Source organism: Paenibacillus sp. Paensp38 (assembly GCF_059491915.1).
Window position 1 is genome coordinate 862,640 of the sequence record NZ_CP168516.1, and the last position, 15,889, is coordinate 878,528.

A 15,889-nucleotide genomic window follows, 5' to 3' on the forward strand; every position below is an offset into this window, starting at 1 on the left:
GTTATATCCTAAGGGCAAAAGTTGTAGCCTGTTCATGGTATTGTCATAAAATGGAGTGTGTGTTGAAATGGAAGCGTCATCCTTGTTTAAATCATCCAGCTTTTCAAGCTTGTCTTATTTTGATAGCCTATTAGGTAAAGATTTTATAAAATCCTAAGGTATATTGACAAGTCATAAACATCATAAATGATGGATGAACAGAGGCTGTAAGCCGATGTACAGAAATGGGTGGTGAACAGAAATGTCAGATTTCAATCAGCTTAAGGAGCTTGAGCACACAAAATATCCCATATATGAAGGCTATGATTTGGGTCTTACTTATACGCCTGCGGGCACCAAGTTCAAGGTATGGGCCCCGACTGCGAAGCAGGTCCATATAGCGTTGTATAGCGATGCGGGGGCGTACGATCAGGAGGGGAACGTTCAGGAGCACGGCGGGGGTCAGGAATTTCTCATGATCCGTGATGATCAAGGGGTATGGTCTATAGAGCTGGAAGGTGACTGGAACAAATATTATTACATGTACAGGCTGGAGTGGGCGGACAACACTGTTCATTATGCTGCCGATCCATATGCCACAGCGGTATCAGCCAACGGGCAACGTACAGCGATCATTGATTTGGCTCAAACCAACCCGGATGGATGGGAATTGGATGCGGGGCCTACCCTTAAGCGGCCGACGGATGCCATTCTCTATGAGGTTCATGTGCGTGATTTTTCGATGGATACCCATTTTAATACAGGGAAAAAAGACTTATCTGCTGCTCAGGGACGGTTTGAGGCCTTTACGTATACGGGATTGAAGGATCCTGAGGGGAACAGTATCGGGCTGGATCATCTGCTGGAACTGGGCATTACACATGTTCATTTGCTTCCAGTAGCTGATTTTCATACGGTGAATGACTTTGCGGAATTAGATACTGAATATAACTGGGGCTATGATCCCCAGCATTATAATGTGCCGGAGGGGTCTTATTCTTCCAATCCGGCTGATCCGGAGGCACGTATACGAGAGCTGAAACTGCTGGTAAAGTCTTTGCATTCTGCCGGCATCGGTGTCATTATGGACGTTGTATACAACCATACGTATTCGGTGGAACAGGGGCCATTTGAGCCTGTTGTACCTGGATATTATTACCGCACGGATGAACAAGGGCAGCTCACCAATGGATCAGGTGTAGGCAATGAGGTGGCAACCGAACGTCCGATGGTGCGCAAGTATATCAAGGATTCACTACGCTATTGGGCAGAGGAATATCATATAGACGGCTTTCGATTTGATCTGATGGGTCTGATTGATACACCAACCGTGGTGCAGCTTACGCAAGAACTTCGCTCTGAAGTGCGTACGGATCTGCTGATCTATGGTGAGCCTTGGACGGGAGGAGAATCTCCACAACCCTTGCTTACGCTAAAAGGAACACAACGGGACAAAGGCTTTGCTGTTTTTAACGACAACTACCGTTCTGCTATTAAGGGGGATAGCGACGGTACTGGAAGCGGGTTTGCCACGGGGGCAGAACATCAGGAGGAGCAGGTGCTCAAAGGTGCTTTTGGGGCTATTCATGATTTCACAGCTCAGCCATCGGAGACCGTCAATTATGTAACTGCCCACGATAATCTCAATCTGTGGGATAAAATTTTGACGGTAAGACATTTGCGGGAGCACTGTCGTTTTCCACAATGGGAGCAGGGGAAGCCACAGGATGGGAGGACACCTGAACATGCTGTTGCCGAAGCAGATCCGTATGGGGAACTGGATGAAAATAACCTGCTAGAGGACGAAACCGTGCGCAAGTCCCTGTTGGCCAACGGCATGGTACTCACATCTCAAGGTATTCCTTTTATTCATGCAGGGGATGAACTGTTGCGCTCCAAATATGGAGACCACAATAGTTACCGGAGCTCAGATGTGGTCAATGCCATTCATTGGGATAACAAGGCGAGGTTTCGCCCCGTGTTTGATTACTACCAAGGCTTAATTGCTTTGCGACGCAGCCACCCAGCATTCCGAATGGACCAACGTGAGCTGGTGGAGCAGCACATGGAAGTGCTGCAAAGCAGTGGGCATGTGGTGGCCTTTGCTTTGAGGCACCATGCTAACGGCGATGCCTGGAATCATATTGTGGTGATTTATAACGGCTCGGATACGGAGCAGACGATAGTATTGCCTGCGGAATCGGATCGTTGGCATGTGGTCGTGGACGCACACGGGGCTGGTAATGAGACACGGTATGAAGTCGTAGGCCATCGTGTAACTGTATCGCGCTGGTCAATGATGGTGTTATATGATCAGGAAGAACCTGCACGAGTCTCCTTTTTGACTGAACAAGATCAGGCTAATCGTCAGGCGGAGAACGAATTGGAAGACTCGGATGAGGGAACAGATCAAGAAATTGCAGGTACAGCCAAGGCATTGACAGATGTGCAGCTTGGAAACGATAATGAAGTCGCTCCATTTCGTACGATTGAACTGATCTACGAGCGTACGGATCGGCAATACACTGGCTGGAACGTATGGGTATGGGGAACTGGGCATCGCGACGGACATGTCGAATTTCGGGATTTGGATGACGGTCGTGCAATAGCGCGTATTCAGGTGGCTCCTGATATACAGCGAATTGGCTACATTGTCCGGCTTAATCACTGGGATGCCAAGGATGTTGAGGCAGATCGATATATTGATATAGACCAGAACCAGTCTGTGATGCAGGTACTGATTCATAGTGGCAGAGAAGAATATTTGTTACTGGTAAATGATAATCGGGCCGGTTAGACTTGCGTGCTTGGTTGCGTATATACACAAAAATAGCATTTTTCGATCATTTCGAGAAATGCTATTTTTTTATGCAAACGTGTGTCAGTTTCAGAAAAAAGGGGTAAAATAGAATTATGGACTTGTTTAGTTTTGCCAGCTAGCTGGCTTACATCCTGTAGTACGACTGGTAAACAGGCAAGATTCTTGGAGGAAAATCATTTGTAAGGTAACCTGAAGGAGGTTGTATATCATGAGTTCTAATGGAGGAAGTATTCAACTGACCGCCCAGCCGAGAACAGAGAAGAAGGGTTCGGCCATTCGTGGATTGAGGTTAAAAGGACGGATTCCAGCTGTGGTTTACGGCTCTGAGCTTGAAGGAACCCCTGTACATGTCGATGCCAAGGAATTTAATAAAGTAGTCAAAACCGGACGTTCAGAGGTGTTTAACCTCACAGTAGAGGGTGGAGAAACCATTCCAGTTATTATTAAAGATTATCAACAGCGTGATAACCAATGGTTGCATGCCGACTTTCTGAAAATCTCCAAAAACAAACCGCTTCGCGTGCGTGTTTCTATTGATTATCAGGGTACACCTGCAGGTACAAAAACAGGCGGTATTCTGCAAGTTCAGGAAACGGAAGTTGAGGTCGAAGGTCTTCCGGCTGATTTGCCATCTACCATTGAGGTGGATGTATCCGCGCTGGATGTTGGCGACAAGCTGAGCGCTAGCGACTTGAAACTCCCTAAAGGAGTAACACTGCACGTCCCTGAAGAAGAACTGCTTGCTTCTATTATCGTTCCACGTGCAGTTGAAGTAGAAAATGCTGCTGTGGAAGGTGATGCAGCGGCAACCGAAGGCGCTGAAGAGGCTTCTGAAAACAAGGAATCCTAATATTATCAGTGGTACATGAACCTTTTCCAATTGCAAAGATCATCAAAAATGAATTCAAAATCGCTCCCTGTCAGGGGGGCGATTCTTTGCATTCATTTATTTACAATTACATACTCTTTCCCTTTAAGAGTTGTCCTGTTGTAATTTGACGATTAAAGGGAATGTGGAGTGTTTGCATGATTTTCATTCACTACGTGTTCTGATATGACGATATATAAAGTATGGTATTTACATTTTTATTTTATAAATACCTAATATATATTCTAAGGAGCGCGTACACAATCATGGACAGAACGAGTGAATTGTTGTGGCAAAGAAACAAATTGGTGATCATTATTTTTTGGATTATGGCCTTGAGCGGCATCGTCCCGGCATTATCTAATCCCTCGATGTGGGTATCTAATGGTGTAGGATTTGTAGTCGCGGCAGTTTTAACGATCCTGAATGTGAAAAAGAAAGGAATCCGCCTTATTCCGTGGATTACTACGTTTTTTAGCGTATTAATGTGTATAATTTTGAACTTATCTAACGTCGAGGTAGGGACCACCATATTAATTTGCTCTTTGTTTTTGCTGTATCCGTCTTACCGGTATTTTCTGGTAGCTATGACCTTAAATCTCTGTAATATATTTGTGCAAATAACAATCGGTACGCCCCCAATTCCCCCGGCTACCGGTTCTTTGCGCTATGTGCATGAGTTTATTATTGTTTTACTCATTGGTTTGCTACTGTTAGTGGTATCGGTGTTAAATCAAAAGCAGTTTAAGAAAAGTGAAGAGCAAAATAAAGATATCGATGCTACAAGGCAACGAATTGAATTTCTGTTTGAGCAAGTTAGACAAGCAGTGGCTGGATTGCATAGCTTTACAGAACGATTCAGGAATCAAGTAGATGCGACGGGCAGCGTGACAAATGAAGTCGCTATCGGATTTCAGGAGGTTGCCAAAGGGGTAGAAATGCAAGCTTCGAATATCACCGAGGTTACGGATAACTTGGCTCAATCTGACCAGCACGTGCGAGAGGTAGCTGATCATTCCCGAGAACTGAAGCAGCTTTCCGAAGATACGAAAAATGCCGGGGACAGAGGGAGCAGTCAACTGCTTGCATTGACGTCTCAAATTAAGGATTTGGGTCAAGTCATGAGTCGTACCAAAGAAGAACTGGACGAGTTTAGAGTACAAAGTGATAACATGTCTGCCATGCTTAAAGATATTACTCAAATCTCGAAACAAACTAATTTGCTGTCCTTGAATGCATCCATTGAGGCCGCCAGAGCGGGAGAGCATGGAAAAGGATTTGCCATCGTAGCTGGCGAAGTGCGTAATTTGGCTGAAATGGTAGGGAACACCTCGGTGGCGATGGAAGCTATTTTGACTCAACTGAGAACTCAGATGGATTCTGTCGTAAGCCAATTTGACATGGGACAGCACAGGCTACAGCAAAGTATGGAATCGGCACATTCGACCGAAATTGTACTGGAAGACATCCTGCAAAACGCCAATAAAGTGCTGATGCAGGCCGTGGATGTGGAAAACAGTACGAATAGCATGCAGCAGTATTCATCTCAGGTTGTTCAAGAGATGACGGAATTTTCAAGTGTAACGGAACAGGCGAGTGCAGCATCAGAACAAATTTTGGCTGGAGTAGAGGAACAACGAAATATAACCTCCAATATGGTGACCGGGTTTAGTGAGCTAGAGGCGTTGATTATCCAATTAAAAGAACTGGTACATGATCAGAAGGAGTACAACAGTCCTACCGAAATCAGCAAAAGCAAATAACCGACAAGCTTCTTCATCGGACTAGAGAGCCGGGGAGTATCGCTATCAAGCGGTACTCTCCGGTTTTTTTCTGCGTTTGAAGAAGGGAAATGAAGAAGAGGCGATTTCTAGAAGCTATAATTAGATGGAAGTTGATGGTATAATTTGTGGCAGTTTAAATGCTTTGTAACTAAGGGGGGATAAATTCTTATGGAGCTTAAATATTTGTTATTCGGCGTGTTAAGCCTATTGGGTAGTGGAGTGATATATACGATGGAGCGCTTTATAGCGGTCATTCAATGGGCTGCGAATTTCGTACCTGTTAAATTGAATAGTTCGGGCATTTCTATGTCAGAACCTGATATGCCGAGTTTTGTTGACAATATATTTGTTATTATTTTATTCGTATGTGGCTTGATGATACTTGGGTATGGTGTGTATGAACGACGTACACGATAACATAAGCATATTCGTTTTTATTTGGGAGGAACGCAGGTGAACGCCTTGTTGGAAATGCTGATGCAGCTATTTGAGCGCGCAGCGTTGTTACTAATTTGTTTATTTTTTATTACACGTATCCCCCGATTTAAGGAAACCTTGCAAAAGAACAGTCATTCTCCGGCAGAGCTGGCCATACTAACATTGATTTTTTGCATGTTTGCACTGTTCGGCACCTACACCGGGATTGAAGTTGAAGGTTCGCTTGTTAACGTTCGAATCATAGCAATTATGGCAGGCGGTATTTTGTTTGGACCCTGGGTTGGGATCGTTACAGGTATTATATCGGGTATCCATCGTTATCTGATTGATATCGGGGGAGTGACCTCGATTCCGTGTCTGATTACGAGTATTCTGGCAGGTGTGGTGTCAGGATACATCGGCCGCCGGGTCAATCGTTCCAAGAGATGGCTGGTCGGTATCGCCGCAGGTATGGTCTGCGAAGCGTTGACGATGCTGCTCATTATGGTGATGGCACAACCCCATAGCCTTGGAGTGGACATCGTTTCCAAGATTGGTCTACCGATGATTATCGGAGAAGTCAGTATCGGTTTAATCGTTCTGTTGATACAGAGTGTGGAGGGGGAAAAGGAGAATATCGCGGCCAGACAGGCCAAGCTGGCACTGGATATTGCCAATAAGACGTTACCTTATTTTCGCTCCATTAATGCCGAATCCTTGCATACGATTTGCTCGATTATAAAAGAAGACATCAAGGCAGACGCGGTGGCGATTACGGATACCAGAGATGTGCTGGCCTATGTCGGTTTTGGCGAAGAGCGTTATCACATCGGAGATGAGATCATTAGCGATGTGACTAAATCGACAATCCGCAGCGGTAAAATCACGATTCGCAACCATATTGCAGACGATAAAACACCCCAAATCCAGTCTCTGCTCATTATTCCGTTAGAAGAGCGGGGAGAAGTAACCGGAACCTTGAAGATTTATTATCGCAAAGCTTATAAAATCACGTATCCGTTGCAGACGATGGCGATTGGCTTGTCTCAAATCATTTCCACGTTAATGGAAGTGTCGCGTGTGGAGCAAATTAAGGAAGCGGCGAATAAAGCTGAGTTAAAGGCACTCCAAACGAAAATTAATCCCCATTTTCTGTTTAACGCGCTGAACGCCATTGCCTCTACGACACGCACCAAGCCGGATAAGGCCCGAGAGCTAATCATTAATTTATCGGGTTATCTGCGCTATAATTTGGAGCTGAATGATGATTTGATTGAAATTCATAAGGAGCTTCAGCAGGTGTCTGATTACGTAGAAATTGAAAAAGCACGCTTCGGCAACCGGCTTCAGGTAGAGTATGTAATGGATGAGGTGTCTGTGCGTATTCCAAGCCTTATTATCCAGCCCCTGGTTGAGAATGCGATTAATCATGGAATCCTCAAGAAAAAGGGGGCAGGTACAGTAACCATTTCTGTAAAGGATCGTGGAGAAAAGGTGCGTATTTCTGTGGCAGATACCGGGGTGGGTATACGCGATGATGTTGTGGATAACCTGTATCATGATCGGGTTCCGGCTAAACAGATCGGCTTGTACAATGTGCACAGACGGCTCAAGCTTATGTACGGCGAAGGAGTTATTATTCTAAAGCATGAGCCGGGCACCGAAGTTTATTTTGACATACCAAAGGAGAAGTCATGAAGGCCATAATTGTAGAAGACGAACTTCCGGCACGTGAAGAGCTGGAGTATCTTATTCAGACTCATAGCAACATTGAGGTGACCGATAGTTTCGAGGATGGGCTAGATGTGTTTCGGTTTCTGCAAGATCAGGAGACGGACGCGATCTTTCTGGACATTAACATTCCTTCATTGGACGGGATGCTACTGGCACAGAACATTAGCAAATTTGCCAAAAAGCCCTATATTATTTTTACGACCGCCTATAAAGAACATGCGGCGCAGGCTTTTGAACTGGAGGCGTTCGACTACATCCTCAAACCATATGATGAAAAAAGGATCGCATCTATGCTACGTAAGCTGGAAAATGCTTATGAGCAGCAGAACGTTCCAATACAGGAGCCTGTCCAGACGGCGCAACCCCGAGCTGCTGAAGCCAGCACCGTTGCTGCGCCAGGTCGTATTAATCTGCTGAAAAATGACAAAATCATCGTAACGGATGCGAACGATATTTACTATGCGTGTGCGCAGGAAAAGGTGACCCGTGTCTTTACTAGGCACGAAGAATATACGATGCCGATGAGCATTTCAGAATTTCATAGCCGGTTGCCGCAGCAGGACTTTTTCCGCTGTCACCGATCGTACACAGTTAATCTGTCGCAGATCCGTGAAATTGTACCTTGGTTTAATCATACGTATCTCCTGCGTTTGCGTGGACTAGAGGCTGAAATTCCAGTAAGCCGTAGCAAGGCCAAGGAATTTCGGCAAATTATGCGACTTTAAAGGCATTTCATTCCGCTATATGTGCATTTCATTCCTCAAACGATTTCTGGCTGACATGCAGGGTTATAATAACCCGTGTAGAGAGAATCCTTACAGACTTGCTCCTCCTCAGGCGCAAAGTATACTGGATTCCCGGTTATCATAATCACAAATTGACGCTGTAGAGCCGGAATGAAAAGAGGAGATTGAAATGAAAACAAACAGCGGAAATCGTTGGCTTGTCGTACTTGGAACAATAATTGTACAAATGGGATTAGGAACCATTTACACATGGAGTTTATTTAATCAACCGTTGGTGGACCGCTTTGGCTGGAACCTCAGTTCGGTTGCCATTACATTTTCAATTACCAGTTTTGCACTGGCGTTTGCTACCTTATTCGCAGGCAAACTACAGGATAAATGGGGACTACGTCGTTTGATTTTGTGTGCAGGTGTCGTGTTAGGAGCAGGGCTCATGCTCAGTTCACAGGTAACTTCGTTATCCCTGCTATATATTTTGGCGGGTATTGTCGTAGGTTTTGCGGATGGAACGGCATATATTACATCACTTTCTAATCTGATTAAATGGTTTCCTGAGAAAAAAGGACTTATTTCCGGTATTTCGGTTGGGGCATATGGAACAGGCAGTCTTATATTCAAGTATATTAATGGTTCGTTGATTCAGTCCGTTGGTGTATCGCAAGCGTTCTTATATTGGGGAATGATCGTGCTGATCATGATTGTGGGTGGTTCTTTCCTGGTAAAAGAAGCTGTAGTCGTGAACAAGCCTTCGGTACAAAATGGGGTTGTACAGCGGGACTACACCGTTAAAGAAATGCTGCGCACCAAGCAGGCATACCTGCTGTTCGTCATGTTCTTTACCGCTTGTATGAGTGGTCTATACCTGATTGGAGTCGTCAAAGATATCGGCGTACGGATGGCCGGCCTAGATGTAGCAACAGCCGCGAATGCGGTCGCTATGGTCGCTATTTTCAATACGGCAGGTCGGATCATTTTAGGTGCGCTATCGGATAAAGTAGGTCGTCTGAAAGTAGTAGCGGGTGCTCTATTAACAACGGCGGTTGCAGTTACAGTGCTGAGTCTATTACCGCTGAATTATGGTTTGTTCTTTGCCTGTGTAGCAGGAATTGCTTTTTGCTTCGGCGGCAACATTACAGTCTTTCCTGCCATCGTAGCTGATTTCTTCGGTCTGAAAAATCAAAGCAAAAACTATGGTATTGTGTATCAAGGCTTTGGCCTCGGTGCGCTGGCGGGATCATTTATCGCAGCCTTGCTCGGCGGATTCATCCCGACCTTTACCACGATTGCGGTGCTGTGTGTCGTATCGTTCCTAATTGCCCTCACCATTCGCACTCCGGAACAAGGTAAAGGCAAACTGCGCAGTGAACGGAAGAAAAATACGAACAGTGTGCGTAGCATGAAGCCCGGAACAAAACTGGGTTAAAGGATTTGAGAAAAAAGGACCAGATGAATGCCAAAAGACCTGTCATCATTTCTCTGTGGGAGATTATGGCAGGTTATTTGTTTTTCCAATAATCTATTTTACGGTATAATAAAAAGATGTGTAATAAGCCGATATATACAAAAGACATAAGCTAAGAACCTGACAGGAGGACGAGTCATGATCGTGGATACAAGCGGGAATCTGCTTGCCCGCAATACGAAGCTGCGAAATACATATCAAATTCGAAGCGCCTTGTCCCGCAGTGAGCTGGCCATCGTGTATACGGCAAGGCTGTTGGATAACCGAGAAAAGGTCATTGTGAAGGAATTTTTTCCGAATGCACTGGCTTTGCGGGGGATGGATCGAAAAACGGTCACTTGCGGTGCTTCTATGCAATCCAAATACGTGGAGTTTATGCATTATTTTTTGCGTGAAGGGCAAATGTTGAAGGAGTTAAGTCACCCGGGAATTGTCGGTTATATAGATCACTTTGAGGAAAATGGAACTGCCTATCTGGTCATGGAATACTGTGCAGGCAAGACACTGGATCGAATGATGAAAGAAGAGGCTGCGCCAACGTATGACCCCACTTTTTTGTACCATACGCTGCTACCTTTAATTGATGCCATGGAGTACATTCATGACAAAGGAATTATTCATCGGGATATTAAGCCGGGCAACATTATGATTGGGGAAAATGGCAACGTCAAGCTGATTGATTTTGGTTCGGCTGTGCATTTTGAAGGCAAAGAGCATCCGATTTTCACCACGGCGGGCTATTCTCCGCTGGAATTTTACTCTAATCGTTCGCAGCAGGGACCTGTGTCGGATATCTATAGTTTGGCCGCTACGCTGTATTATTGCCGAAAAGGAACACCTCCGCCAGATGTGCCAGGCCGATTATTTGCAGATCATGCTGAGCGGATTCAGATTGAAAATGCGGGACTTTCTCTGCTGCCGTATGTCATTCGGCGTGGTCTGGAGGTACAGGCTAACAAGCGCTGCCGCTCACTTCGATGGTTTAAAGCCGCACTACGTGCGGAATATTGGATAAAAAAAGGGAAGCGCCCTACTCTTACGGTTCGTTAATCGTAAGAGACGGCGCTTCTCTTTTTTTACGTTGTGACCGACATTATCCTGTCGGAGCTTGGATATGGTCGGTGTACACTGAAGTATTTGGTTTAATCGCTTTGTATCGCAGCTCGATTTCAGTGACACCATCCTCGAATGTAATGTACAGTTTGTCACTGTACTCCATGACCGCTTTTTTGTTGCGAGCTAATCTGATCTTTCCATGCTGTAAGGCACAGCGTGTATCATGTTTCACGATCAGGCTCCCTTTTTTACCTGCGGAAAATAGGATCCGTTCCGCTTCTGGCAACGGTTCGTGAACGTCAAGCGTACGGAACAACTCCTGCAAGCTGACCTTACGACCCGGAAAGGAGGTGAGCGGCCAGGATTTTACCGGAATCTCCTGCCCACTTGCTGTAGCGAGAAAATATCCTTCGATTCTTCCGGCAAACTGCGGCTTCGGCCGCAAGAACCAATACAGAAGAGCGGCTACCACGATACTGATGGCTACTGTCCATTTAATGGCTGTATACCGAGATTGTACGGTAACGGTTAGTGTAGCGCTGCTGGATGCTCCTTCCGGATCGGTGGCAGTAATCTTTAGCTGAGAGTCACCTGTGCGGAGCTCGGATAGCAGCAGATCATTACCGTTAATCTCAGCATGGATCGCATCCCCAGAGGCTTCTGAATCCAACTTATAGTTCAGCTTGTCATGATTCGGGTCAACAATAAAATCCGATATACTTCGACGGGAATCACCGTCTTCTTTCACCAGGTGAATCGTCAGGTCTTTTAAGACCTGTGGCGCTGCATTGGCCGCGTGAACTTTATGTACAGTTCCCTTACGGTACCATTGCGGACTATCCAGAGATAGCTGCCATGTATAATCCCCGGTTTGAGGGAACGCATATTCGGTATGGAAGGCTCCTGACTTATAGGTCATAGGCACCTTTTTGGCTGTGCCCCCCTTTGGAGTAACAATAATATGGGCTTGGAGAGACGTATATACGGCTTCATCCGTAAGCTTTTGACTGTCGGGTAACAGGAGCTGAGCTTGAAACGGTGTGGCTTGACCTTTCAGCAACTGCACAGGCTTGTCGCCATGAGTTGCCGATGCTTGCTTTCCTCCTATGGTTGCTTCGGCTTCCAGTCGGTAGCTGCCAAGTAAATTGATTTTCACCAAATCCCCGCGTATGCCCCGTAGTTTCAACTTCACTTTGCCTGCCTGTGGATGCTCGATTTTTAAAATCGCATATCGGCTCGACTTGTACCTGCGGACATTTTCTGAATTGGAATATAGCTGTGTTTCCAGAAGGGGATGCTCCGACAAAAGCACCAGATTGGCTTCCTCCATACTGGAATCAGGTAGAGTTACAGTTAATTCCTGCATCTCGCCAGTGGTCGTAATTGCAGCAATTGGAACGAGCTTGGAGCGAATTTGACTGGCGAAAATACGGTTCAGAATTTCCGGCAGATCCTCGGCACTACTCGTAATAAAAGAAGCTCCACCCGTTTGAGAAGCGATCCGTTCGAGTTCTTGTCGGTTCACTGTGCCATCATGGTTCAGACCAATCGTGTACACCGGATATCCTTTGGTCTGTGCAGATTTGATGACAGAGGATACATCGTTATTGGAGTCACCTTTGGATCGGGAACCAGAGGAGGCACCAAAATCAGTCTCTCCATCTGACAATAGAATCATAAAAGGCTGACGCCCTTGGGATGCTCCTGCCGCTAGAAGCTCCGAGCCTTTGCGCAACCCAAGTCCCAAATCCGTATAACCGGAACGGTTAAGTGTTCTGATTTCCTGCTGGATCTGGGATTTTTGCGCTGCCACGGCAATCGAAGTGAGTGGTTTCGAGGCGACCACGTGATGATTGTAGGCAACGAATCCGACGCGTGTGCGGTCTGCATCACTCAAATCCATAAACATATTGATGACTTCCGCGGCAATGCCCTCAGGATCGGTATCCCTCATGGAATAACTGGTATCCAATACAAAAACGGCATCATAACCCTCGATCGGGACAGCGCCTAAAGATGCTGCATTAGCCTGATTTACAGTGCAAATGACCCCGTTTAAGCCCATTTGTAAAAATAGTACAAAAGTCATGAAAATGATAATCCCTAGTTTCCTTATTCTGAACATAAGCTCCTCCATCGCCGAGGCCAACATGGGGGATCAACTCTCCTAATCCTTGGGATATAAGGGATAAAGGATCAAAACAGCTGATAAACCTCACATTAGCCATGAATTTGATTCTTTTACGCTTATCAGAAATATCCAATGGACTTCTATCGGTAATTGAGTTCCATTTGTGAATATTTCCCTGAAGAAACAGGTCTAACATATCATGAAAATTACGTATTCACGCATAAAATGAGTCAAAATGCCCTGTTTCAATCTGAGACTACAGAAATTGACAAAACTGAAGAATGCTTTGTATGATAGCTCTCGTATCAACGGCAAAAATTGGGATTGAAGTTAGGAATACGAAATCATAAATTTGAAATTTCTGTGTTATCTGACTTTTGATTTTGAAAAAACATCTCATGTGCATGCTTTGCCGTTAAAAGCCGAATAACGCTTCGGACCGATTTTCGAGGTTACATGCCTGTACCGTAAATGTGGTATAAGCTCAATCCTTTGACGAATTTAAATGTTAAGTAGGGGGGAGGAGGCAAAAGAACTAAAAATGAGTATTCGTCCGTTTCAAATTGGACATCCCGTGTCCGTATATGGAGCAATGGACCTATAACTCATACTTTATTCATTTGCCGACAGCGATGGAAATCATTTATCAAACCAACCGGACAATGCTTTTTGAAGAGATTAACCCGGAAAAGCTGGACCTGATCACCATAGTAGGTGATGTGAAGGGTATTGACAGCTTGAGCGATGAGAAGATCAAGGAAATTAATCAGCACCTTCTGGTGCGCAGCTTTGACGAATTTTTGGATAAGTTTTCGCCGACCGTGTATTCGTTTTTTAACGCGGCCAATCAAAAAGTCGTCTACACCCTTAAAAAGCCAGAAGGAATTGATGAGGATAGCATTTCTGAAATTCGTGTAAATCAAAGTAATGACTTTCTGAAAATGTTGTTTACGCTCATCGATACCAAGCGGAGTCAAGGAATCACTAATGTAGATTTCAAATTTGAAAATCTGCTGGATATGATTTCACCGAAAAAGGTCATGGATGATATTCGCCAAGTCCGCAAAGAAATTCACTATATGTACGGTGAATACGACAAGCTGGATGATGGTGACCCGAAGAAACTCGACATGGGGGACAAGCTGAATGGCATGTTCGAGGAAGCGAGTCAAAACTACAACAACGTTATGGCTATGCTTCCACTGGCAATTGAGGACATCAAAACCCGCCTTCTGCTCGGTGGCGCCCAAGAGGAAAACTCCGGTGAACTGATCCAGGTGGGCATGCTCTCCATTGGGGAAAGCGGCGAACTGAAAATTATTGAAGCGCCGAAGAGCGACAGCACTGAGCTGATGTTGTTGGATGAGAACAGCACTGGCGATCTCTCTCAAGTATTCGAAGAAGATTATAACTCTATCACAGATACGCCTTCTGATTATGTGAAGGATTTGGTAGTTCGCACGTTTGTGCCACTGCCAGCTGTTCAGACCAAGGTGGATACAGCAGTTGAGGTTCAGAACTACAACACGTATCTGGAGTTCTATAAAAATGCCAAGGACGATTTCGTAAAGGCGGTTAAGCCGCTTGTGGAAAAAATTCTCGGTGTCAAAATGTTCTTCGATCAATATGCAACGAAGAGCAAAGGCATGCTGCCGACAATGCTGGTGGCGAACAACAAGCTGGACATGCTGGTAAAAAGTAGCAATATTCCGCGCCTGGAAACGTACCTGAACACTGTGAATGCTAAGAATGAATTCAGCGACACGATCTGGTTCGGTATCGTTCCATCCGTCGAGCTGGAAGCAGCCGGTAAGGTAAAGGTTTCACGTGAACGCTTCAAGGGCAACGAGAAGGTCGTTAAGCAGGGCGGCAATTCAATGGAATCGCTCTCGATGCTGCTGCAAGTCGTGAAGGATTACAAAATTCAAATGTTCTTTAATTTTGAATCCGGTGAAGAAACGACTTTCAACAGTATGGCAACAGCAGGCATTGATAAATATGTCGATAAATGCGCTAGTCTCGTTCGCAGAGAATATAGCGAATTTGCAATTCCTTGTGTACCGAACTTTACGATTATTCCGAAGGACAAATCGGGTGTCATTATCGACAGCAAAATGCTACAGACCGAAGATGGTGTACAGCTCTCTAAGGAGAAAGAGGATATTCTCAAGCTGTGGATCGAGGGCGTTTATGTAGGTGCAGCCTACGTTGCCGCCGGCTTGGTCGCTTCCTATCAGTGTCCTGAATACCTGCGTGAGACGTTCAAAACGGTCAATAAGAACTTCCCTGGCGTACGCTTCGATATCGAGGCAGGAGACAACAGTCTGCGCACGGTGACGACGATGGCCAAGGAAATCACCGGTTTCACCAACACGATCAAGGATGCCATCAACCGTAAAAACTTCGGCTTTGTATTCTCGTCCGAGAATGCACAGATCCAGGATAAGGATATCCGCCGGATTACCGTCTACAAGGCGAGAAGCATGGCGATGTCTGAGGACGGTTTTGACTCCATCTACAAGACGCTGGTCAGCACGTACATTGAACGTATTTTGCGCTACCAGACAGGGGACTTCAAACACGAAAATATCGTCCGCTTCTTCAGTAACAATCCGAGCAGTCAGAAGAGCAAGTGGCTGAGCAGCAGAGGATCTGTTAACTCGATCATTCAGGACGGAGACGATATGAGCTTCATTATTGATGAGAAAAGCAATATGTGCCATATCGACCTGGTCTTCAACGGTAATGTGAAGAACCTGGAAGTCATGATCACTAAAGGAACCAGCTCGGTCAAATCATGATCCGAGCCCTACGAAAGATGTTAGAGGCGTTTCTTTCTAGAACCGCCTTTATACATAAATCGCGAAGAAGCTCTGCTTCTTCCGCCATCA

The 15,889-nt window shown here is 45.4% G+C and carries 10 protein-coding genes; 9 read left to right on the forward strand and 1 reads right to left on the reverse strand.

The window, feature by feature from the left end:
• Positions 1–241: 241 nt before the first annotated feature.
• From pulA to ACEN8J_RS03905, 8 genes are all read left to right on the forward strand, one after another.
• Entirely contained in the window at positions 242–2,776 is a 2,535-nt protein-coding gene (gene pulA / locus ACEN8J_RS03870) for a type I pullulanase (protein ID WP_495594244.1), read from the forward strand.
• A 232-nt stretch (positions 2,777–3,008) separates the two neighbouring features.
• The gene (locus tag ACEN8J_RS03875) at positions 3,009–3,650 is read left to right on the forward strand and encodes a 50S ribosomal protein L25 (RefSeq protein ID WP_029515690.1); all 642 of its coding nucleotides are present in this window, start codon (positions 3,009–3,011) and stop codon (positions 3,648–3,650) included.
• A 284-nt stretch (positions 3,651–3,934) separates the two neighbouring features.
• Entirely contained in the window at positions 3,935–5,431 is a 1,497-nt protein-coding gene (locus ACEN8J_RS03880) for a methyl-accepting chemotaxis protein (protein ID WP_495594245.1), read from the forward strand.
• Positions 5,432–5,620: 189 nt separating this feature from the next.
• Positions 5,621–5,869 (forward strand): hypothetical protein, encoded by a 249-nt coding sequence (locus ACEN8J_RS03885; RefSeq protein ID WP_495594246.1) that lies wholly within the window; start codon positions 5,621–5,623, stop codon positions 5,867–5,869.
• 36 nt (positions 5,870–5,905) lie between these two features.
• Positions 5,906–7,567 (forward strand): sensor histidine kinase, encoded by a 1,662-nt coding sequence (locus tag ACEN8J_RS03890; protein WP_176715758.1) that lies wholly within the window; start codon positions 5,906–5,908, stop codon positions 7,565–7,567.
• Positions 7,564–8,328, forward strand: a complete 765-nt coding sequence (locus ACEN8J_RS03895) for a LytR/AlgR family response regulator transcription factor (RefSeq protein ID WP_029515686.1) — start codon at positions 7,564–7,566, stop codon at positions 8,326–8,328. The genes ACEN8J_RS03890 and ACEN8J_RS03895 overlap by 4 nt, the downstream gene beginning before the upstream one ends.
• A gap of 190 nt (positions 8,329–8,518) precedes the next feature.
• Positions 8,519–9,772, forward strand: coding sequence for an L-lactate MFS transporter (locus tag ACEN8J_RS03900; RefSeq protein ID WP_029515685.1), 1,254 nt, complete (start codon positions 8,519–8,521; stop codon positions 9,770–9,772).
• Between the two features lie 177 nt (positions 9,773–9,949).
• Positions 9,950–10,861: a serine/threonine protein kinase gene (locus tag ACEN8J_RS03905; RefSeq protein ID WP_029515684.1), complete on the forward strand. Its 912-nt coding sequence runs from the start codon at positions 9,950–9,952 to the stop codon at positions 10,859–10,861.
• 43 nt (positions 10,862–10,904) lie between these two features.
• Here ACEN8J_RS03905 and ACEN8J_RS03910 read toward each other — a convergent pair whose 3' ends face one another.
• The gene (locus tag ACEN8J_RS03910) at positions 10,905–12,992 is read right to left on the reverse strand and encodes a vWA domain-containing protein (protein ID WP_238437891.1); all 2,088 of its coding nucleotides are present in this window, start codon (positions 12,990–12,992) and stop codon (positions 10,905–10,907) included.
• A gap of 638 nt (positions 12,993–13,630) precedes the next feature.
• Between ACEN8J_RS03910 and ACEN8J_RS03915 the strand changes: the two genes are divergently transcribed.
• Positions 13,631–15,799, forward strand: a complete 2,169-nt coding sequence (locus tag ACEN8J_RS03915; RefSeq protein ID WP_023989860.1) for a hypothetical protein — start codon at positions 13,631–13,633, stop codon at positions 15,797–15,799.
• The last annotated feature ends 90 nt before the right edge of the window (positions 15,800–15,889 follow it).

Excerpts from the sequence above, each read along its gene's own strand:
- pulA (WP_495594244.1), top strand. The coding sequence starts at position 242 with ATGTCAGATTTCAATCAGCTTAAGGAGCTTGAGCACACAAAATATCCC.
- ACEN8J_RS03875 (WP_029515690.1), top strand. The coding sequence starts at position 3,009 with ATGAGTTCTAATGGAGGAAGTATTCAACTGACCGCCCAGCCGAGAACA.
- ACEN8J_RS03880 (WP_495594245.1), top strand. The coding sequence starts at position 3,935 with ATGGACAGAACGAGTGAATTGTTGTGGCAAAGAAACAAATTGGTGATC.
- ACEN8J_RS03885 (WP_495594246.1), top strand. The coding sequence starts at position 5,621 with ATGGAGCTTAAATATTTGTTATTCGGCGTGTTAAGCCTATTGGGTAGT.
- ACEN8J_RS03895 (WP_029515686.1), top strand. The coding sequence starts at position 7,564 with ATGAAGGCCATAATTGTAGAAGACGAACTTCCGGCACGTGAAGAGCTG.
- ACEN8J_RS03900 (WP_029515685.1), top strand. The coding sequence starts at position 8,519 with ATGAAAACAAACAGCGGAAATCGTTGGCTTGTCGTACTTGGAACAATA.
- ACEN8J_RS03905 (WP_029515684.1), top strand. The coding sequence starts at position 9,950 with ATGATCGTGGATACAAGCGGGAATCTGCTTGCCCGCAATACGAAGCTG.
- ACEN8J_RS03910 (WP_238437891.1), bottom strand. The coding sequence starts at position 12,992 with ATGTTCAGAATAAGGAAACTAGGGATTATCATTTTCATGACTTTTGTA.
- ACEN8J_RS03915 (WP_023989860.1), top strand. The coding sequence starts at position 13,631 with ATGGAAATCATTTATCAAACCAACCGGACAATGCTTTTTGAAGAGATT.